The following is a 20,753-nucleotide window of genomic DNA, read 5'->3' on the forward strand; positions in this document are numbered from 1 at the left end:
GCCACATCAACACCAGCCTGCAGTTTGTCCACCTGGCTTTCTTGGCCCTGCTGCTCAGAAGATCGTGAACACGTTCTTAGCGCTTGAGCAAGACTTTCAGCACGGTCTGCATGCGTCGCGCCTGGCCGGCATCGAAGTTGCTGGCCCAGACCTTGGCCGCATCTTGCGCCCAGGTTTGTGCGGGCGACGGGTCGTTGCGCTTGGTCAGCAACTGCAGTTGCAGCATGCGACGGGCGCTGACCAACTCGGCCGGCGTGGGTGCTTCAGCAGCGATTTCCAGACGCAGCAGGGCTTCTGCGGCCGTCTTTTCATCGGTCTTTGCGGGGGCGCTCAGGCTTTGTGCCCAGGCCGTGCGGGTCGCTGGGTTCACACCATGGCCCAGGGCCTGGACGCTGGGTAGCTGAGCCACGTCGCGTTTTTCCCAGGCGCTGAGCAGGTCGGTCAAGACCTCGCCATGGGCTTGCGCGGCCAGCTTCTTCAGCGCGTGCTGGGCATTTTCCAGCGCATCGCGCTGGGCGCGGAAGGCCGCATCGCCCAGGCGTGGGCCACGGTCTTCGAACGCAGGGCGCTCGCCAAAACGGCCACCGTCACGGCCACCACGGTCGTCGCGGCGGGGCTCGAACTTGTTGTCGCCCGGGCGGGCCGCGCCACGCGGGCCGTCCTTGCGGTCACCAAACTTGCCGCCACGGCCCGCAGCGGGTGCGGGCTCGGCCTTCTTCATGCCGGGACGGTCGTCGCCGCGCATCGCCACCACAGGCTTGCGCACCGGCTTGGGCGCTTCAACCGGGGCTGCTTCTGCGGTGGGTTCTGCGTTTGCTACATTTTCAATAGCTGCTTGCGCAGATTCTTCCTGCGCTGCAGGGTTATTTTCTTCAGAGACCTCAGCCGCTGGCGCGGCAGCGGCTGACTCGGCCTGCACAGCGGACTGGGCGGCAGCGTCGGCCTTGTCGGCATTCACGGCGGCCTGAGCCAGGGCCTGGCCACGCAAGGCAGCTTCCAGGTCGGCCATGGCGGAGCGGATCTTTTGCGCATCGCCGGAGGCGTTCGCGGCATCCAGGGCCTTGGCGGCGTCCAGCACCATACGGTCGCGGTCGCTCAGGGCCGTGGCGGCCTTGCTGCGCTCTTCGGTCTTGCGGTTGAAGGCCTCATCCAGCGGCTTGCGGAAGGCGTCCCACAGCTTTTGTTCGAACTTGCGATCCAACGGCACGCCCTGGGCCTCGGCCTGCCAGCGTTGCTGCAGGGATTTGACGGCGTCGATGCGCAGCACGGGTGCGGCGCCCAGTTGCTTGGCTTCTTCGATCATGGCCTGACGGCGTTCCACGCTCTGCTTTTGCAGGTTTTCCAATGGCGCAGCGGCCAGGCTGATGGCCTCTTTCCACAGCGGCTGCATTTCAGCGAAGGCCTTCTCACCCAAGTGGCCGGCATCGCGCCAGCGGTCGCCGAACTGGTGCAGGATGCGGGAGAAGCCCTTCCAGTCGCCGTCCTTGGCCGTCACGTTCTCGGCGGCCCAGGCCTTGACTTCTTCGATCAACGCCAGGCGCTGGGCCTTGTTGGCCACGGCTTCGGTCTTGACCTTGTCCAGCCAGGCTTCGACGACTTTGTAGGCCTCGTTGCAGGCTTCGTCAAAACGCTTCCACAGCGCATGGTTGGGCACGCCGCCTTGGTCGGTCTGCTTCCATTGCTCACGCATCTGGCGCAGCGTGTCTTGCATCTTGCGGCCACCCAGGGCGTGGCCGTCGGGGCGCTTGAGCAGACCTTCGGCCTTGATCAACAGTTCTTCGCGCAGTTGGTCGGCGCGCCAGCGCTGCCAGCCTTCCAGTTCACCGGCGGCAGCCAGCGCGGCTTGCGCGGCGTTGCCCAGCTTCTCATCGACTAGGCGGTTGTGTTCTTTCAAGGCATTGCGCAATGCGGCTGCGGCGCCGGCGCTGGCCTTGCCATGGCCTTCGGCCACTTCTTGCTCGACCTTGCTGAGTGCATCTTGCACGGCCTTGTTGGCGGCTTCGCGCAGGGCCGGGTCCACCGGTGCCTTGGCCTCCTTGGCCTGTCTGGCGGGCTTGGCGGCTTCCAATGGGATGCCACGGGCCACGCGGATTTCGTCCGCCCACACATTCACCGGAGGCAACGGCGCATTGGCATCGGCGTCGGCCGCGACGACCAGGGCCAAAGCGCCCTGGAAGGCATCCCACACCACCAGCAGTTGGCCACGCGAGGCATCCAGCATGGTGGGGTACTTGCCGTCCACGCTGGTCCAGTTGCTGTCGGACGCCAAGGCTGCAGCCTGGTCTTGCCAGTGTTGCACGTCGTTGCGCAGCACGTCCAGTGCGGCCTGGGCATCGCGCCAAGGCTTGGTGGACAGCACTTCGATGCGCTGGGCCAGCAGCACGGCGGCTTCACGCTGCACCTGCACACGGTGCTGCAGGTCTTCAATGCCTTTGACACGGTCGGCCAGCTGTACCTTCAGGGCGGCCAGCGGCTCCTTGCTCAGCGGTGCGCCAGCCTTGGCGGCATCGCGCTGCCAGGCCATGGCATCGGCCATGTTCAGCTTGGGCAGAGCCAGCAGCGCGGTGGCCTTGCGGGCCCATTCGGCAGCGATGATTTCAGCGCCCTTGCTGCGCTTGAGTTCGTCCAGCTTTTCCTTCAACGGCTTGGCTGCACCACGGTCGCGTCCGTTCAGCTCCTGGAACACCTCCTGCATCTGCTCGTAGCTGGGGTTGGTGACCAGCCAGTCGCGGATGCGCTGCGCACGCTCTCCCGCGGTGTGGGCGGAAAAAGCGCCCCCCGTCAGGGTGTCGAGCGGATGCGGTTCTTGGGATTTTGTGGCGTTCACGGCAGGCTTTTCAGAAGGAGTGGCAGGTGTTGTTTTAGGAGAAGAGAAGCCGAACATGGATGAATTTATTTGGGGATAGAACAAGCGGCCACCGGGGCCGCTAGGCCCCACGGCACACAGGTCCGGTTCGGGGCGAAGGTGCTATTTTCGCCGCTTTTCAAATCGCCGCATAAATCCCGCTCTGGCAGCCCCGGATTTTCAGGGCATGGCCAGCTGCAGCTCGGCCTGTGGCTGCCAGGTAGCCTCGGTCGCCAAGGTTTTGGCAGCCCCCAGGAACAAGCGTTCCAGCGGGATTTTTTGGCCCGCCAGATAGTCACGGACAACCACACCGCGCTGTACCGCCAGCCGCTGCAGCGCATCGTCGCTGGCGGGCAGATTGGCCAGCAACAGTTGCTCCATATCGGCATCCGGCAAGTCCTTGACCAGACCCAGGGCGTTGCGCGGTTTGGGGAAGTTGGCCCGCTTGTACAGGGACTTAAGCAGGGCCGGGTATTCGGCCGGATCTACAGCCATAGACGCCAGCTCACTGGTATCGGCATCGGGCGCGGCCGCGCCGTCCACCACGGCGTTGCGGCGCTTTTCGGCCAACACACGGCGTTGCAGGCGGGCTTTTTGCAGAGCCTCACGCTCGGCTTCGGCACTGGCGCTGCCCACCACGGTCAACTTCAGGCCATTGCGCGCCTCCAGCGCCTTGGCCACCTTGTCCAGGTTTTGCCGGGCCTCGGGGGTCAATACCGTGCTGCCGGGGGCGAAGTGGACCACGCTCAACTCATCCCCACCGCCGCCAAAGGCACTGGCCAGCAGGCTGAAAGGCGAGGTAATGGCCTTGGCAATCAGGTTGCCGATGATCTTGAAGATCACCGGCCCGATGCGGAACTGCGGGTCGTTCAGCGAGCCGGACAAGGGCAAATTCAGGTCGATCACGCCATTGCGGTCAGCCAGCAAGGCCACGGCCAGCTTCACCGGCAGGCTGGTCGGCGCGCCCGCCACCTCGTCGCCAAAAATCAGCTGGTTCAGGATGATGCTGTTGGTGGCGGTCAGCTGGCCATCGGGCTGGACCACGTAGTGCACGTCCACGCTGAGCTTGCCGCGCTCGATGCCGTGGCCGACGTATTTGATGCTGTAGGGTGACAGCGCGGGCAGCTCCAGGTCACGCACCTTGGCGTTGATGTCCAGCACCAGGGGCTTGGCCAGCGGGTTGAGCTTGCCCAGAATTTCCAGCGAGGCCGTGCCCTCGGCCCGGCCGCGCAGCTCCAGGTCGGCCTGCTGTACCACGCCCTGCTCGGCCACGGAGGAGAACGCCCCCAGCTTGCCGGTCAGCTCGCTGAGGTTGGCGCTGTAATTGGGCTTAATGAAACGGTCCGAGAACTGCACCCGGCCATTGACCAGACTGATGGCCCCTATGCGCACCACAGGCGCTGCACCATTTGCATTATTTTGGCCGCTAGCGCTGGATTTACCTGCGCTAGCAGCTACAGTATTAGTAGCACCAGCCGGTTCCGTCGGACTGGATTTGACCAGGTCTTGCAGGTTGATACGGCCGGTTTCGTCCAAGACCACGCGGGCATAGAAGTCGCTGAGCGCGGTTTCCTTGACCTCGATGCGGGTCACGGCGGCCGGAGCTAGCGCCACGTCGACCCCGCGCAGGTTCAGCAGCTTCCAGCTCAACAATTCACGGTTCTGGTTGGCACCTGCGTCTGGAGTGCTGCTGTAGGGCGAGCGGTTGGCGCGGAACTCCTCCAGCGTACCGTCACCACGCACTTTGAGCACCGGCCCGGCCGGGCTGGCGCTGTAAGCGACCTGGCCTTTGAAGCTGGTGTCGGCCCGCACAATGTCCACATTCAGGCCGGCACCGAAATACGGCTCCAGCGCATGCAGGGGCAGATGTACCAAATCCACCTGGCCCTGGGCTGCCAGCGGCTGCAGAGCCAGCGTACCTTTGTAAGACATGCGTCCAGCCTCTACATTGCCGGCGCCGATACGGGCGGCAATATTCAGCGGCGAGGGCTTTGCACTGTTCGGGTCCAGGTCTTTCATCTGCACCTGCAAAGCCGTCAAATCCAAGGAGACAGGCTGAGACGTCGCCTTATCTATATAGGAGACGGCGCCGCCCTCCAAGGCAAAGTCAGCCACGTTGATGGACCAGGGCTTGGCTGTTGCGCTGGAAGTCGCCGGCGCAGTCGCCACGGACGCGGCTGCTGGCGCGCCACCGGCGGCCGTTTTCAGCCAGCGCTCGAACATCCAGCGTTGGTCGGCGCCCCGCTCCACCTTGGCACGCGGCTCGGTCAAGGCCAGCTTGCCGATACGCAGGCTGTGCTGGGCCAGATCGACCTGGGCTTGCAGCAGCTGCAGCTGGCGCAGGCTGGCCAGGGCTGCCGTTGCCGGCTTGCCGCCGTTGGACGGCGTACCCAGCGCCAGACCGTCCAGCGTGAGTTGCTTGGCCGTGAGCTGCAGCGTGTCAGGTGCCTTCCAGTGCAGCTGCAGATCGGCATTCAGTTGGCCACTCAACCGGGGCTCCAGCACGGCGGTCAAGTACGGCGCAGCCAGGTCCAGCGGCAAGCCGCCCAGGCTGGCATCGACATTCGCTTCCTGGTCGGTGGCGGAGCCGCTAAAGCGCAGCTCGGCAGCCTTGCCAACCGGGGCCTTCCCACCCTCCTCCAACTGGGCCTGCCCGCTGAACTTCAGCGGCTGGGTGAACGGCCAGGCGATGGCCGATGCCTCCAATGCCACATCGTTCAAAGCCAGCTGGGCTGCCGGGTGGGTCGTGGCGTCGGTCCAGCGCACACTGCCCCGTGTCAGCGCCAGCTTGGCCACGTTGAGCTTCCACGGCGAGGACGCTGCAACTTCAACATCTTTTTGACCGCTAGCGCTTGATTTACCTGCGGGAGAAGCTACGTTTTTAGGAGCAACCGGCGGCACCAGGAAATCCAGCTGACCGGCAGCATTGCGACGCATATCCAGCGCTAGCGCGTTCAATTCGATCGAAGACAGCTTTACCACCTGCTCCAACGGCCGCACATCGTCCAGCGTCAGCTTCAAGCTGTCCAGCGCCAGCCACGGCGCGCCTTGGGGGTTCGCCACCCGCAGCTTGTCGGCCTGCAGCACGCCGCGCAGACGCACGGCCATCTTGGGAGTTTCTTCAAACGCCAGCTGCAGGTCGGCATTCAGCACCGCCCCCTGCACCTTGACCGGCAGGCTGGCGGGCAAATAGGGCAGATAGGGCGCCAAGTCCAGGTTTTTCAAGACCAGATGCGCATCCGTCTTGCGGGTGGGCTCGAAGGGCGTAGTCTGGGCCGCGGTGTCAAAACTGCTGCCATTCAGGGTAAAGGCCAGCCTGGGCTCGGCCTGGATGCTGCGCTGCGAATCCAGGTTACTGATGAAAGGCAGGCTCAGGTGCAGATCGCGCACCGCATGGGTTTTGCCCACAGGCTGATCCACAAAGTCCACCGACCCGCCGGTCAGAGTGATGTTGTACAGCGCAAACGAAGGCGTAGGGCTGGGCTGGGGATCAGGCGGTGTGGCCAGGCGGGCCACGATATCGTCAAAGTCGTAGCGCCCCTCGCCCAGGTGGGTGATCTTCAGCTGCGGCTGTTGCACCGCAATCGCATCGACCACGGGAGCCAGCCGGCGCAGGGATTGCCAAAGCGCCACGTCCACCAGCACATGCTCTATGCGCAGCTGCGGCGTGGCCCCCGCGGGGCCGGCGATCGAGAGCTGATCCAGCGACAGTGCCAGCGTCCAGGGGTGGAAGTCCACGTGGCCGACCTGCACCTGGCGACCCAGCTTTTCGCTGCCCGCCTTCTCCAACTGGCTTTTCAATAGCGGTGGCACCGCCAACCAGGCCAGCGCCCATAACACCAACAAACCAGCGAGAGCCCACAGCACGCGGCGCAGCCATGGACGGGAAACAAAAGATGCAAAAGTCATGGTGCCCATTTTGCCGCCAGACATGCGCGGCGCTGTGAGGGAATGCACCGTCTGAAAAGCAGAAAGCCCGGACGGTAGGTAGTGAGCCTGGCCGCCGGGCTTGACGGCGAACTTGCGGTTCATGCCGTCTGGGTTTGCAAGGGAGAGAGTGATGTCCCCCATTGCATTGGAAGCAAGAGATTGCCTCCATATAGTACCGGGGCTGCTCCACACCGCCGTCGCAAAGTGTCAGGCTTAGCAGGCTCCTACCGGTGAACGCCTGTTTGCACAGGCGGTGTCAATTTAGTCCATGGTGGTGGGGATTACAAATCTGCTTTTCAATGCATATGCAGTCTGCGATTGAGTCAATTTTCTTGACACATGAAATCGAGGTAGTAGCAACACAACAGGTGTATACACTACCATCAGGTACTTACATCATGAAACAAAAAAATCCCTGACACCTTTCCCAAGTGACAGTTTCGCTGTGCAAATTAGGTGAAAACGGGCTTCGAAATTGCCAATTTATTATAAGGATCAACTTTCATATTCTTGACTTGATATGATAAGTCCTCCTAGAATCCGCCCGTCCCTCCCCCTATGGCCTAGGGACAACCCGAATCCGCTGCCGACCCCCGGCTACATCAGATCGCTGCACAAGCCTGGAAGGCGCCGCAGGATACTGATAGCGTACCCACCCAATCGAAGTGCCAAAGCGAATTGCTCTTACGCAAATTGATCGCCCCCGGCCTTCGCTCGATGAGGAAGTGCTATGACAGCGTTACAAAAGTTAGGACATGGACTGCGAACCTTCGCATCCGATATTGCCCAAGGCTTTTTTGAGATTACCCACAACGGATTTGCCCTCTTGGGCTTGGTTGTGGCTTTTACCGTCGTGACCATGACCGCCCGGCCCGATCTGCGTCAGGTGGCCGAAGTCCAATTGATGGGCTGGTTGCAAGAACGCCAGGTTGAACCTACCGGTATGGAAGACATTGCCGAGGCAGACACCGAGGCGGTGGACCGTGCCACCGCCAGCAACCCCAAGGACCTGCCTAAACAGCAAGCGGCCGTGGCTTATTGGCTGAGCAAGAAATACCATGTCGCGGCCGAACCGGTCAGCGCCCTGGTGGCCGAAGCCTATGACATCGGCAGTCGCGTCAAGCTCGACCCGACCTTGATCCTGGCCGTCATGGCCATCGAATCCGGCTTCAACCCCTTTGCTCAAAGCTCTGTGGGTGCCCAAGGCCTGATGCAAGTCATGACCCAGGTTCACACCCAGAAGTACGACGTTTTTGGCGGCAAGCTGGCAGCGTTTGATCCGCTGACCAATCTGCGCGTGGGTGTCAAAGTATTGCAAGAGTGCATTGCTCGCGCCGGTTCAGTCGAAGGCGGACTACGTTTTTACGTAGGCGCGGCCAACATCGAAGATGACGGTGGCTACGCCAGCAAAGTCATGGCCGAACACGCCCGACTACAACAAGTGGCCGCCGGTCGCGCAACGCCCACGGCCCCGCAACTCCGTGCCATCCCCGTCACTGCGCCCGTCCAAAAGCTGCCCGCAACGGATGACGTACAAAAAGTGGCAGCACTCGGCAAGTACTGATCTGCGTTCGCTGGCTCCGTTACACTAGACGGGTACGCAACTGGCGATAGGCGTGACCCCGGCAGCGGGTGCTCACGCTGACGTGGACCACCGCAGCACCTTTATTACAAGGTTTTTCGGACAACCACTGGGAAGCGTGCCACCAGGCTGTGGTCTGGTGTTCAGCCGTTCGCCTGGGCAGCACTTGTTCCAACCCCAAGACCTTCGTCTGATAGGACTGCCATGTACGACCGCCGCATTCTGATTGAACAAACCGACCCCGAGCTGTTCGCCGCCATCCAGGCCGAAAACGCCCGCCAAGAACACCACATCGAGCTGATCGCTAGCGAAAACTACGCCTCTCCCGCCGTCATGGCCGCGCAAGGCTCGCAGCTCACCAACAAATACGCTGAAGGCTACCCAGGCCGCCGCTACTACGGCGGTTGCGAATACGTGGACGTGGCCGAGCAACTGGCTATCGACCGGGTCAAGCAGCTCTTTGGTGCTGAAGCCGCCAACGTGCAGCCACATTGCGGCGCATCGGCGAACGAAGCCGTGTTCCTGGCCTTCCTCAAGCCCGGCGACACCATTATGGGTATGAGCCTGGCTGAAGGCGGCCACCTGACCCACGGCATGGCCCTGAACATGAGCGGAAAATGGTTCAACGTTGTCAGCTATGGCCTGAACGCGAAGGAAGAAATCGACTACGACGCCATGGAACGCAAGGCCCATGAAACCAAGCCAAAGTTGATTATTGCGGGCGCCAGCGCTTACTCTCTTGCTATCGACTTTGAGCGCTTTGCCAAAGTCGCGAAGGATGTGGGCGCCATCTTCATGGTCGATATGGCCCACTACGCAGGCCTGATTGCCGCTGGCATCTATCCCAACCCCGTGCCCCACGCCGACATCGTCACCTCCACCACCCACAAAAGCCTACGCGGCCCGCGTGGCGGCATCATCTTGATGAAGTCAGAGTTTGAGAAGGCCATCAACAGCGCCATCTTCCCTGGCCTGCAAGGCGGCCCACTGATGCACGTTATTGCAGCCAAGGCCGTGGCGTTCAAGGAAGCACTCACACCCGAATTCAAAACCTACCAACAACAGGTATTGAAGAACGCCCAGATCGTGGCCGAAACCCTGACCCAACGTGGCCTGCGCATCGTCAGCGGCGGTACGCAAAGCCACGTCATGCTGGTGGACCTGCGCGCCAAGGGCATCACTGGCAAGGAAGCCGAGGCCGTACTGGGCAGCGCCCACATGACCATTAACAAAAACGCCATCCCGAACGATCCGGAAAAGCCCATGGTCACCAGCGGCGTGCGTATCGGCACCCCCGCCATGACCACCCGTGGCTTCAAGGACGAAGAAGCCCGCGCCACCGCGAACCTGGTGGCCGACGTACTGGACAACCCGCGTGACGCCACCAACCTGGACGCCGTGCGCACCAAGGTCGCAGCACTGACCAGCCGCTTCCCCGTCTACCGCTAAGCGTTAGCTAGCCATGAAATGCCCCTTCTGCGGCCACGGTGAGACCCAAGTAGTTGAAACCCGTGAATCCGACGACGGCGACCTGGTCCGTCGCCGGCGCCGCTGTGGGGGCTGCGAGCAACGCTTCACCACTTACGAACGGGCGGAAGTCGCCATGCCCAGCGTGGTCAAAAAGGATGGCAGCCGCACCGATTTCGACCGTAGCAAATTACAGGCGTCTATGCGCCTGGCGCTGCGCAAGCGCCCCGTGGGCATAGAGCAAGTAGAGGCGGCCCTGGACCGTATCGAACGCACCTTGCTATCCAGCGGTGTCAAGGAAATGCCTACTGCCAAACTGGGCGAACTGGTCATGCGCGAGCTGAAGAACCTGGACAAGGTAGCCTACGTGCGCTTTGCCTCGGTCTACCGCAGCTTTGAAGACGTGGACGAGTTCAGCCGGCTGATCCAGGACATCTAGGTAAGCGGTAGTTTTTGCGAGATAAGTGGCGGGTTGTGCCAGATGGGTTAACGGCACAATCACATACATGTTTCTTTACCCATCTTCCCACTTAGCGCTACGCCATAGGGGATTCACACTCATTGAGTTAATGGTCACGATTGCCATCGTGGCAATACTGGCGGCACTGGCTACGCCGTCGTTGCAGGCGTTTATCGTCCGCAATACTTTTTCAAGTATTGGAAATGAGTTCCAGGGTGGCTTGCTGCGGGCACGCAGCGAAGCCGTCGGCAAAAATACATGCACAACAATGTGCATGAGCAGCACGGTGGACAACGCATCACCTACCTGTACAAACTCAGGCAGCGATTGGCAGATCGGTTGGATCGTCTTTCTGAACCCGGATTGCAATGCAGCACTCAATGCCCCGACTGTCCCGGAAGACATGGTTCTAGTACGCAGAGCTGGCAACTCCGACTACTACTTGCAATCACAACGCAGCACGCCCACTCGGAAAATCAACTTCGATGCACGCGGCAACATCGGACTCAACCGAGCGGATGAGTTTGATTTGATACACCAAAGCAGTAACAGCTCCAATACGATGAATTACGGCTTCAACATCTGCCTAGCCATTACCGGACGCACCCGATCCATTCCCGCAAGCAGCAGCTGCGCTAATTTTTGAAGCCAAGAACACCATGACGCCCGCCCACACGCCATGCCCCCCGCAATTTCGCGATACGCCACGCCTGCAAGAACAAGGCGTTACCCTGATTGAAGTGCTGGTGGCCGTGGTTGTTCTGTCGATCGGCTTGCTCGGCATTGCCGGGCTTCAGGTTGCAACCACCAAATACAAGCTGGGTAGCTGGGCACGCGCCGCCACGGCCACCCTGTATGCCGACTATGCCGATCACGTGCGCATTAACCCTCTCGCAGCCGGCCCCAACTTCCGCACGGGTGGCGTATTGAGCACGATACCCAGCACAGCAGCCAACCAATCCATGTACACCTTCCAAGCCACCTGGGCTGCACAGCAGGCTATTACCACCGCCACACTCAACACCCAACTAGCCGCAGTGGCCTGTGAAGGCAGCACCACCAGCTGCACCCCCGCTAACCGAGCGAGCTACGACATGTTGAATTGGCGCAAAAACGTGCGCGAAAGCCTGCCACAAGGCGCGGTATTTGTAGAAGGCAATCGCAGCACAGGCATCAATGTCACGCTGATGTGGATGGACAAAGACAATACCGACAAATCCTTCCGCACCGACGACGGCACCGCCAGCACCCAAGCCAGTCTAGTCACCGCCAACAGCTGCTTAGCCGACACTGATTCCAATATCACTTACGGCCTTGCGCAGCAAACCTGCTGCCCTGGCGCTGCCGCCGTGCCAGCAGGCGTACGCTGCACCCGCTTTGCCTTCATGCCATGACATACCGCCAGTACCACCAGCAAGGCGTCACCTTAATTGAGCTCATGGTGACGCTCGCTATCACCTTGTTTTTAATAACCGCTGCCGCTTATGTCTATCTAGGCACCAGAGAAACCCAGCGCGCCGTAGACCGCATGGGCAGCAATGCCGAAGTGGGTGCCTTTACATTGCAGCTACTGGGCCAAGAAATTCGCAAAGCAGGCTACTACCCAGCCAACATCGACCTGGTGACTGCGGCAGAACCCATGCCGAAACTCACTTTCTACCCCCCTACCGATTGGGCATTGCCCGCACCCGCCTATGCAAGTGGCCTGTTTGGATGTGACAGCGCCCAGTTCCAACCCACAACAGGCACCTGCGGCCCCCGTACAAATGGCGCCCCGGACTCCATCGTCATCAATTACTTCACCAATGACACGCTGGCCATGCAGACCAGTAGCAATACCGGTGACCGGCGTGACTGCACGGGGGCCGATGTCGCCAATGATGGAAGCAACCTTGGCCGGACCGGAACCAATCCACTGACGCAGCCTGTACAGCCGCTGTTTGTCTCCAACCGGTACAGCATCAACACCAGCCAAGTGGAAATTGACAAACAAACCATCCCCACGGGCAGCCTGGCCTGCAGCGGCAACGGGGCCAGCAGCAGCGTAGTCGGGGGCACAAACACCAACAACACCTACCAACCCATGCTTGACGGCATTGAAGACCTGCAGATTACCTATGGAATTTTTGCTGCAACTGCCGACGCCAATATGCGCGCCGTTGACCGCTTCCTCTCCGCAGATGGCATCAATCAACTGGGCACGGTCGAATTGAGCAAGGGTATCAGCACACCAGTCCCCATACCTCCATGGGCCCGCGTCATTGCCGTTCGGGTGTGCGTGATGACCAAAAGTATGGGGGCCAGCCCCAAAATCGCCGACAAAGCCGGCGCGGAACGGACGTACCTGGACTGCAACGATATAACCCAAACCCAAGGGGCCAGCGACACCAGCTTGCGCAAGCGCTTTATCCAAGTGTTCTCAGTGAACAACCGGCTCAACAAAGTCTACTGACACGACCTGCATGAACACACGGAGCCCCCCCCCTTACACCGCAAAAATGGCACAACAACAAGGCGTTGCGCTGGTGATGGTGCTATTGTTTTTGCTAGCCATTACCGGACTCACCATCTGGGCGGCACGCCAATCCATGCTGGGCGAAGGCCTGGCCCGCAACCAGCTAGACCAGCAGGTTGCCCGCCAAGCAGCAGAATCCGCACTGCGAGATGCGGAGCGCGACCTGAACAACATTTCCACCGTCATGCCTACAAACGCCTCCTGCAGCAGGGGCGGTGCCGTCAGTACCTCCGACTTTAGGCCGACTTGCCTCACCGGCCTCTGCCAAATAAGTGACGATTTGTACAGAGCATCCGTTTGGGATGACGGCAACGGAAACTCAATCAATCCAGAACCCTGGTGGCCCACTGGCAGAGGGGGCTTATGGAACAACACATTCAGCAGCAAACCAGGACGCACTCCAGTAAACACAACCAATTGCGGCTTCACTGGTGGCGTGCCCCTAGGGACCTACACAGGGGCCCCTTATATACGTGGTGTTGCCATACAGCCTGAATACCTTATTGAATATTTCAAGCGCTCTATAGAAGGCGGTAAAGAAATCAATGTTTACCGCATCACTTCACGTGGATTTGGTTATACACAACGCACCCAGGTAGTGCTGCAATCCATCTACACCAACGAGTAATAAATCCAGGCCATCCATATCGGTCTATTTAAGGATCTCCCATGATTATCATTAAATACAGCAAATCCGCGATTATTGCTGCAGCATGCCTGATTTTCACAATAAACCCAGCATTTGCAACGGCCGTAGACGTATCAACGCCGCAATCGCTGGTCCCACCCAATATCACAACAAGCTCCAACCGCCCCATGCTTATGCTGGCGGCGTCCAAAGATCATAGTCTTTTTGGGCCAGTTTATACAGATTTTGAAGATCTAGATGGTGACGGCGTCATTGATACGACATTCAAACCTTCATTTAAATATTACGGGTATTTTGATGCAACAAAATGCTACGTATACAATACAACAAGCAACCAGTTTAACCCCGCCGCAATTGCAACTGCAACTACCACTACAACAAACTCCGTTACATCCACACGCTATACCTGTCCATCCACGCAATCTTACTGGAGCGGAAATTTTTTAAACTGGTCATCCATGACCAGAATTGATGTCATCAGAAAAATTCTTTATGGCGGAAAACGCAGTACAGACACAACAACGGGCGGCGTAGGAACCACCATACTAGAACGAGCTGCATTGAATTTTGACGCCCATTCTTTTGTCAAATACTATCGCGGCACGGATATTCGTGATTACACTCCATTCTCTACAAGTGATTTGACCAAAACAACCGGCAGCAACCCCAATGTGTACGCCGGTCTCAGCATTTGCAACTTGGGAACCAGTGACAGCAGCACTGCGAACCCCAACGCACCCATTATGCGTATGGTTAAAGGCAACGTCCGATTTTGGTCCACTGTGGAAATCAGACTTTGCCAATGGCGAGAAGATTACAACAACGTCGGAACCTTCGGACCCAAATTAGCACGATACTACCAAGATGCCGACAAAGGAGGAGGCGGTATTGCGCATGAAATAACCATACCTAGCAGAACAACCGATGGAGCCACATACAGCGGCATCGGGCCAGAACTGACCGTCCGAGTAAAAGCCTGCGATCCGAGTTTTTTGGGTGAGGAACATTGCCAAGCATTTCCCGCCACATCAACCACCAACTACAAGCCGTATGGGTTATTTCAGGAGTTTGGTCATTCGATTACTGGTGGAGCGTCTCGCGCTGAGTTTGGTGTAATCACTGGGAGCTACGATAAAAACTATACCGCCGGTGCTTTACGGAAAAACATGGGGGATTTTTCCGATGAAATAAATAGCAGTACGGGTGTTTTTTGCCACAGTACATCGTCAGGATGCGCCACCACACTCTCGGATGGAAGAAGTACAGGGAATGGTGCAATCAAAGCGTTCGATAATATTATATTAAACGACCGCTCTGCCAATAGTTACGCTAGCTCAGGAACACCCAGTTCTGTATCAGAAGGGGTTTTATCGTCTTGGGGAAACCCGATGGGGGAAATGCTGGTGCAGGCACTCCAGTACTATGCCTATAACGGAACCACTCCCACGCCCACCAACCCCAGTACTACGACCAAAGACACCGCAAGAGGCATTCCAACGGTAGCGTGGCAAGACCCGTTGTCCAACAGCAATTCAACTCGAACAAGTTTGTACGGCAACGCAGTTTGCCGACCCATGAATGTATTGTTGTTTTCACATAGCGCGCTAAGTTTCGATGGCCAGGCGGCCACCCCTTTTGCCACACTACCCGGCTCACCCAGTATTACCACTTACACCAACACCGTGGGAGTTACTGAAGGATTCAACAATACGTTGCGCTCCGTAGGCTCCGTCACTGGTGGCTACGGAACTTCATGTTCCGCGAAAACAGTCGGCACGCTGTCAGATGTTTCAGGCATTTGCCCCGAAGCACCGGCAATGGGTGGAACTTACCAGGTTGCAGGCGCCGCTTTATACGGCAATACCAATCAAATTCGGACAATAACCAATCCGCCCAACGATTTATCAAAAGTCAAAGACGCATTAAAAGTAAAAACATTAGCAGCATCCTTGGCTGGTGGTGCTCCTCGAATTGACATACCCGTTCCGGGCACCAACCCTATAAAATATGTGTACATCACGCCTGAGAGCGTTCAAAGCGGCGGCGGAATAAGTGCACCACTCACATTCGCATCGATTAGCTCTAGCAACACACATGGCGCATTTATTGTTACCTGGAACGATATATTAATGGGTGGCGACTATGATATGGATATTACAGGATTTATACGATATGACATAGTTGATGCAAATGGAGCATCAAATGCAAATGGTCCATACATTAAAGTAACCACAGACATTCCCGGTGTTTGTGGTGGCGGCGCTGGCACACACGGCTTCAGCATTATCGGGGTAACAGACTCCGCAAACGTTAGCGCAAACGGTCGGTATTTGACTCATCAACATTACAACAGCGGAATTCTTTCTGGAATGCCGCCCACATCAGAATACCTGTGCGGAGATACTTCTTATCGTGCGAGAACCAGCACTCTTTTTACTGGAACCTACGCAAATACCGTCTGCAACGTGACTGGAAACGGCACTACTGGAGACCCAACCATTCCCAATCTTGCCAGCTATTGCACCGTCAAAAATGTCGATTACCCAGTTTCAATGACCTTCAAAATGGTTGGTGAAAGCTCTGCCTTAATCAAAGATCCGTTGTATTACGCTGCAAAATACGGGGATTTTGATTCCAGCACACAAAACAATGATGGAACATATACCAATGTATCTCTGCCTGCGAACACAGCATCATGGGATAGCATGAATGCAGATGGAACTACAGGCAGTGATGGGGTTCCCGATGGTTATTTTCTAGCACGTCGTCCAGAATTGCTGGAGCAGCAATTGCGCAAGGCATTGGACAACCTAGCAAAATCTGCAAATTCAGCACCAGCCACAACATCTGCACAAATGACGGAAGGAAGCTATAAATATGTAGCGCGATTCAATTCCACCACTGTGAGTGGGAATATTGAAGCCTATAAGCTCAAGGCAGATGGAAGTTTCGAAACAACTTACACATGGCGTGCAGGTCAACTACTGCGCAATCGCACCAGTGGCAGCAATGGAACATCTGGTGACAATGGCAATACTCGTCAAATCATCACCAACAGTGGGAATAAAAGCACCACCAATACCACGGCAGGAACCGCGTTTCGCTGGGCTAGTTTACCTGCGGCTTATATTGCGCAAATGACCACTGCCAGCACCAACACGCTTAGCAACGCCAATGCAGAGCTAACTTTGAATTACATACGCGGCGACCAATCCCTGGAAAATGTATCCACCGGGCTTCGCGTGCGCGGTGACAATATGCTTGGACCAATTGTCAATGCAACCCCTTTCATGCAGTCCACCCCTGCAGCCAACTTTTTGGAATCGCAGTACCCAGGTTATCGCCAGTTTGTATCAAACCAAAAGAGTCGTGCCAAATTACTGTGGGCGGCGGTGAATGATGGCATGCTGCACGCATTTAACCCGGACACCGGTGCTGAAGTATTTGCCTATATACCTGGAACTGTGGCGAACCGCTTGGCAGAAATTCCATTGCAACGTGGCACGGCGGCACGCACCCGGGTCAACGGAGTAAATTTCACTCTGGACGCCACAGAAAGACAACCCGATACAACGGTCTGGGCCTATGTGGACGGCAGCCCCTTTACCGCAGATGTCAAGACCAACATCGTCCCGGCAACTAGTACAACAGCAGAAACCGGAACGTGGAGTACCTATGCATTCAGCACGCTGGGGCGGGGTGGTAAAGGCTTGTTTGCCCTGGATGTCACCGACACGGCAGCATTAACCGAAGGTAATGCAAACAGTATTTTTAAATGGCAGTTCACCGCCGACGATGACAGCGATCTCGGTTATATCGTGAACGACACCAAGACAAACGCTAATACCTTCCAACCCAATTCGGTAGTCAAACTCAATAATGGAAAGTTTGGTCTTATTTTTAACAATGGCTATAAATCCACCAACGGGAAAGCAGTGTTGTACATACTGTTTGTGGATGGCCCCAGTGCAACATCCGGCAGTTGGATCGCCAGCCCTACCACCAACTACAACTACGTCAAAATTATTGCCGATGTAGGCACGGGGAATGGTTTGTCAACCCCCACCTGGATTGACCGAGACAACAACGGCACAGCCGATGTGGTCTATGCGGGCGACCTCAAAGGCAATATGTGGAAATTTGACATCAGCAATGTCGATCCTAGCCAATGGGGCGTAGCGTACAAGACTTCCACCGGGGTTAACCGTCCACTCTTTACAGCCCAGTACACCGACACGACAACCCGCGTTACCACTGCGTTACCCATTACTACTTCTCCGGAATATGTTTATCCATCATTTGACGGCTTGATTATTAACTTTGGTACCGGCAAATCATTTGAGACAGGGGACTTCCCCAATACAAGCGTAAAACAGCGGTTCTACGGACTCTGGGACCGTCCCACATTTGCATCCACGGCCAGCAGTGGGACAGGTCCCATGATTGCAACCAGCATGTCCACCCTCGTGACACGCACATATGCGCGTGATGCAAACACCGGCAATATCACGGCAACCGCCAACGGCACCACGAATGGGGTATCTACCTACACTGCCATTAATTGGACGACGAATGACGGCTGGTATTTCGATCTGCCAGGCTCTGGAGAGGCCCTGCTATCAGACCCGGACATATCGGGCGGCTATCTGATATTTCCCACCGTGCGTCCCAAAACCACGACCAACGACTGCAACAGCACGCCAGACGCATCCCTCTACGTCATTGATCCGATTGCGGGTCGCGCAACCCGCCTGGGCCTGGGCACGACCGGCACCGGCACGCTGATAGCAGGCATCAGCGTTGCAGACCAAAAATGGGTGACCGTTAGCAACCGCACCAGCTCAACCGTCAGTTGCACTTCGGCAGATGCCGGCTGTACCAACATCAATAGCAGCAGCGGCACAGGCACCAGGACAGCAGCGGGTGCCTGCCCTGATCCCGACATGATTCGCAAAACACCGACCAGTGCGAGTAGCGCAGTTAATCTATGCTACTACCCACTCGGACGTATGCAATGGCGTGAGATTCCAGGATTAAGGACCGACCGATGAAACGCCCCACAACACACTTAGGCTTTACTCTGATTGAGTTGATGATCACCGTTGCAGTTGTTGGTATCCTGGCCGCCATCGCCTTCCCTAGCTACAAAGAGCAGATTGCGCGCGGCCGCCGCACTGAGGCGCAAACCGTGCTGGTGGCTGGGCAGCAGTGGATGGAGCGGTTTTACTCCGAAAACTACCGCTATGACCTGAACAGCGCCGGTACTGCGGTCACCGACTCCACACAATTCCCGGCCCGCTTCATTACTTCTCCCGTCCCGGGCCAGGGATCACCGCTGTATAACATTGCTGTCAGCACTCCAACGCGCGACACTTTCACGATAACGGCCACCCGCACACCAGGCGCAGCCATGGCCACTGACCAATGTGGGGACATGACGATAGACCACCTGGGGCGGCGAAGCGTCGTCCACTACACGGCTGCGGCAGGCGCCACCACAGCGGCAGCCATCGCCAATTGCTGGAAATAAGCCGGGCGCTGCTACCCGCTGTGCGTATTGGCACTTGGGGCTGGGCAATGCTAGGGTCGCTCGCTCTGCATGCCGGTTTGCTTGCAATGTTCTGGCGCCACACTCCCCCTCGGCTGGCGCCTAACCAGGGAACACTGATCGAAGCCAGATTACTGCCCCCCCCAGGAGTAAGCCCTGCCATTGCAGCGTCACCCGCCAACGTACTGCCCCCAGCGCCAGTCGTCCTTCCACAATCGCCAGCGCGCCGAGCCCGCTCTGCCACGGCACCCGCCCCCGTAGTGGAAGAGCCAGTCTCCACAACCCAACCGGACTTGGCGGGCTACCTGCCCATAGACGCAGTGGATGAACCCGCTGTACCACTTAGCGACTGGGCCATCGATACCGATGTGCTACCACGCGGCTACACGCTACGCATGGTGCTGCAGTTGTGGATTTCTGCGACAGGCTCGATTGACCAATGGGCACTGGTGGACGACGGGGGCAACGCCGAACTGGCGCACAAAGCACTGGCCACGCTGGCGCAGACCCGCATCCGGCCTGCGCATCTAAACCTTAACGCTGTTCCCAGCTTTCGCCAACTAGAAATCGTGCTAACCAACGAATAGGGTACTTCTACAATGCCCTCTGTGACCCCCAGCCAAGACCGCCCCCCTATGCATTTGGCCCTGGCCCAAGCCCGCCAAGCGCGCCTGCGATCCTCACCCAACCCGGCAGTAGGCTGCGTACTGGTAGATGCGCAGGGGCGAATAGTAGGCCAAGGCCATACCCAACAAGTCGGCGGCCCGCACGCCGAAGTCATGGCTTTGCGCGATGCAGCTACCCAAGGCCAAAGCGTAGAAGGCGCCACAGCCTACGTCACCCTAGAACCCTGCTCACACCAGGGCCGGACCGGGCCGTGTTGCGATGCACTGGTAAAAGCAGGCATCCGCAAGGTAGTTGCGTCTCTTGCCGACCCCAACCCCCTGGTATCAGGCAACGGCTTTGCACGCCTGCGCGCTGCCGGCGTTGAAGTGGAAGTGGGCCCGGGCGCGGAGGAAGCACGCGAACTCAACCTGGGTTTTTTCAGCCGCATGGTGCGCAAGACACCATGGGTGCGCATGAAAGTGGCCACATCGCTAGATGGCCGCACCGCGCTATCGAATGGTGAAAGCCAGTGGATCACTTCCGCGGCTGCACGTGCAGACGGGCATGCCTCGCGGGCACGCACCTGCGCCGTCTTGACCGGCATTGGCACTGTATTGAAAGACAACCCACGTCTCGATGCGCGCCTGGTAGATACGCCGCGCCAGCCCCATGTGGTGGTGGTGGACAGTCGAATGGACACACCGCCAGACGCTAGTATTTTTATAGCTGGTCGCGCAGTATATATCTGCGCCAGCGTCGAAAATGAAGCCAAAAAATCAGCCTTAGAAGCTGCGGGCGCCACCGTGCTCCATCTACCCGGCGCAGACGGCAAAGTCGATTTAACAGCCATGCTGCGTGAACTCGCGCGGCGGGAAATCAACGAAGTCCATGTGGAAGCTGGCCAAACGCTGAACGGCGCCTTGGTGCAGGCTGGTTTGGTGGACGAGTTCCTGGTCTACATGGCGCCTAAACTGATCGGCCCGGGCATGGATATGGCACAACTCAGCCCGCTGGCACATCTGCAGGACGCGCTCACCCTGGACTTCACATCCGTCAGCCAGGTCGGCCCGGATATCCGCATTGCCGCGCGCGTTCAGGGCCGCGACCAGTTCTGAAGAATTTCAAGGCGCGCAGGGCTTGCGACCAAACCC

Annotated in this window: 13 protein-coding genes and 1 riboswitch; of the genes, 11 read left to right on the forward strand and 2 right to left on the reverse strand. The window is 58.1% G+C overall.

Annotation, left to right across the window (positions count from 1 at the left end; genetic code table 11):
• Window positions 1-76 precede the first annotated feature (76 nt).
• Together AC07R0_RS17495 and AC07R0_RS17500 are read right to left on the reverse strand one after the other, a co-directional pair.
• Entirely contained in the window at window positions 77-2,884 is a 2,808-nt protein-coding gene (locus AC07R0_RS17495; protein ID WP_495105780.1) for a DUF349 domain-containing protein, read from the reverse strand.
• 141 nt (window positions 2,885-3,025) lie between these two features.
• Window positions 3,026-6,877, reverse strand: coding sequence for a DUF748 domain-containing protein (locus AC07R0_RS17500; protein WP_495105781.1), 3,852 nt, complete (start codon window positions 6,875-6,877; stop codon window positions 3,026-3,028).
• A 628-nt stretch (window positions 6,878-7,505) separates the two neighbouring features.
• On the opposite strand from AC07R0_RS17500, the gene AC07R0_RS17505 reads away from it, so the two are divergent.
• From AC07R0_RS17505 to ribD, 11 genes are all read left to right on the forward strand, one after another.
• Complete coding sequence (locus tag AC07R0_RS17505) at window positions 7,506-8,339, forward strand: lytic transglycosylase domain-containing protein (protein WP_495105782.1); 834 nt, start codon at window positions 7,506-7,508, stop codon at window positions 8,337-8,339.
• A gap of 26 nt (window positions 8,340-8,365) precedes the next feature.
• A riboswitch (ZMP/ZTP riboswitch) is annotated at window positions 8,366-8,525 on the forward strand.
• Between the two features lie 36 nt (window positions 8,526-8,561).
• Window positions 8,562-9,806, forward strand: coding sequence for a serine hydroxymethyltransferase (gene glyA, locus AC07R0_RS17510; RefSeq protein WP_495105783.1), 1,245 nt, complete (start codon window positions 8,562-8,564; stop codon window positions 9,804-9,806).
• 13 nt (window positions 9,807-9,819) lie between these two features.
• Complete coding sequence (nrdR, locus tag AC07R0_RS17515) at window positions 9,820-10,263, forward strand: transcriptional regulator NrdR (RefSeq protein ID WP_495074996.1); 444 nt, start codon at window positions 9,820-9,822, stop codon at window positions 10,261-10,263.
• Window positions 10,264-10,330: 67 nt separating this feature from the next.
• Entirely contained in the window at window positions 10,331-10,930 is a 600-nt protein-coding gene (locus AC07R0_RS17520; protein ID WP_495105784.1) for a GspH/FimT family pseudopilin, read from the forward strand.
• Between the two features lie 13 nt (window positions 10,931-10,943).
• On the forward strand, window positions 10,944-11,678 hold the full coding sequence (gene pilV, locus AC07R0_RS17525; protein ID WP_495105785.1) for a type IV pilus modification protein PilV: 735 nt from the start codon (window positions 10,944-10,946) through the stop codon (window positions 11,676-11,678).
• On the forward strand, window positions 11,675-12,736 hold the full coding sequence (locus tag AC07R0_RS17530; protein WP_495105786.1) for a PilW family protein: 1,062 nt from the start codon (window positions 11,675-11,677) through the stop codon (window positions 12,734-12,736). Before pilV ends, AC07R0_RS17530 begins: the two co-directional genes overlap by 4 nt.
• Before the next feature lie 46 nt (window positions 12,737-12,782).
• The gene (locus tag AC07R0_RS17535) at window positions 12,783-13,427 is read left to right on the forward strand and encodes a pilus assembly PilX family protein (protein ID WP_495105787.1); all 645 of its coding nucleotides are present in this window, start codon (window positions 12,783-12,785) and stop codon (window positions 13,425-13,427) included.
• A gap of 41 nt (window positions 13,428-13,468) precedes the next feature.
• Complete coding sequence (locus AC07R0_RS17540; RefSeq protein ID WP_495105788.1) at window positions 13,469-18,499, forward strand: pilus assembly protein; 5,031 nt, start codon at window positions 13,469-13,471, stop codon at window positions 18,497-18,499.
• Window positions 18,496-18,978, forward strand: coding sequence for a type IV pilin protein (locus AC07R0_RS17545; RefSeq protein ID WP_495105789.1), 483 nt, complete (start codon window positions 18,496-18,498; stop codon window positions 18,976-18,978). Before AC07R0_RS17540 ends, AC07R0_RS17545 begins: the two co-directional genes overlap by 4 nt.
• Before the next feature lie 278 nt (window positions 18,979-19,256).
• On the forward strand, window positions 19,257-19,583 hold the full coding sequence (locus AC07R0_RS17550) for an energy transducer TonB (protein WP_495105790.1): 327 nt from the start codon (window positions 19,257-19,259) through the stop codon (window positions 19,581-19,583).
• A gap of 48 nt (window positions 19,584-19,631) precedes the next feature.
• Window positions 19,632-20,717, forward strand: coding sequence for a bifunctional diaminohydroxyphosphoribosylaminopyrimidine deaminase/5-amino-6-(5-phosphoribosylamino)uracil reductase RibD (gene ribD, locus AC07R0_RS17555; RefSeq protein ID WP_495105791.1), 1,086 nt, complete (start codon window positions 19,632-19,634; stop codon window positions 20,715-20,717).
• Window positions 20,718-20,753 lie beyond the last annotated feature (36 nt).

It is taken from the genome of Rhodoferax sp. GW821-FHT07F03, assembly GCF_059418745.1.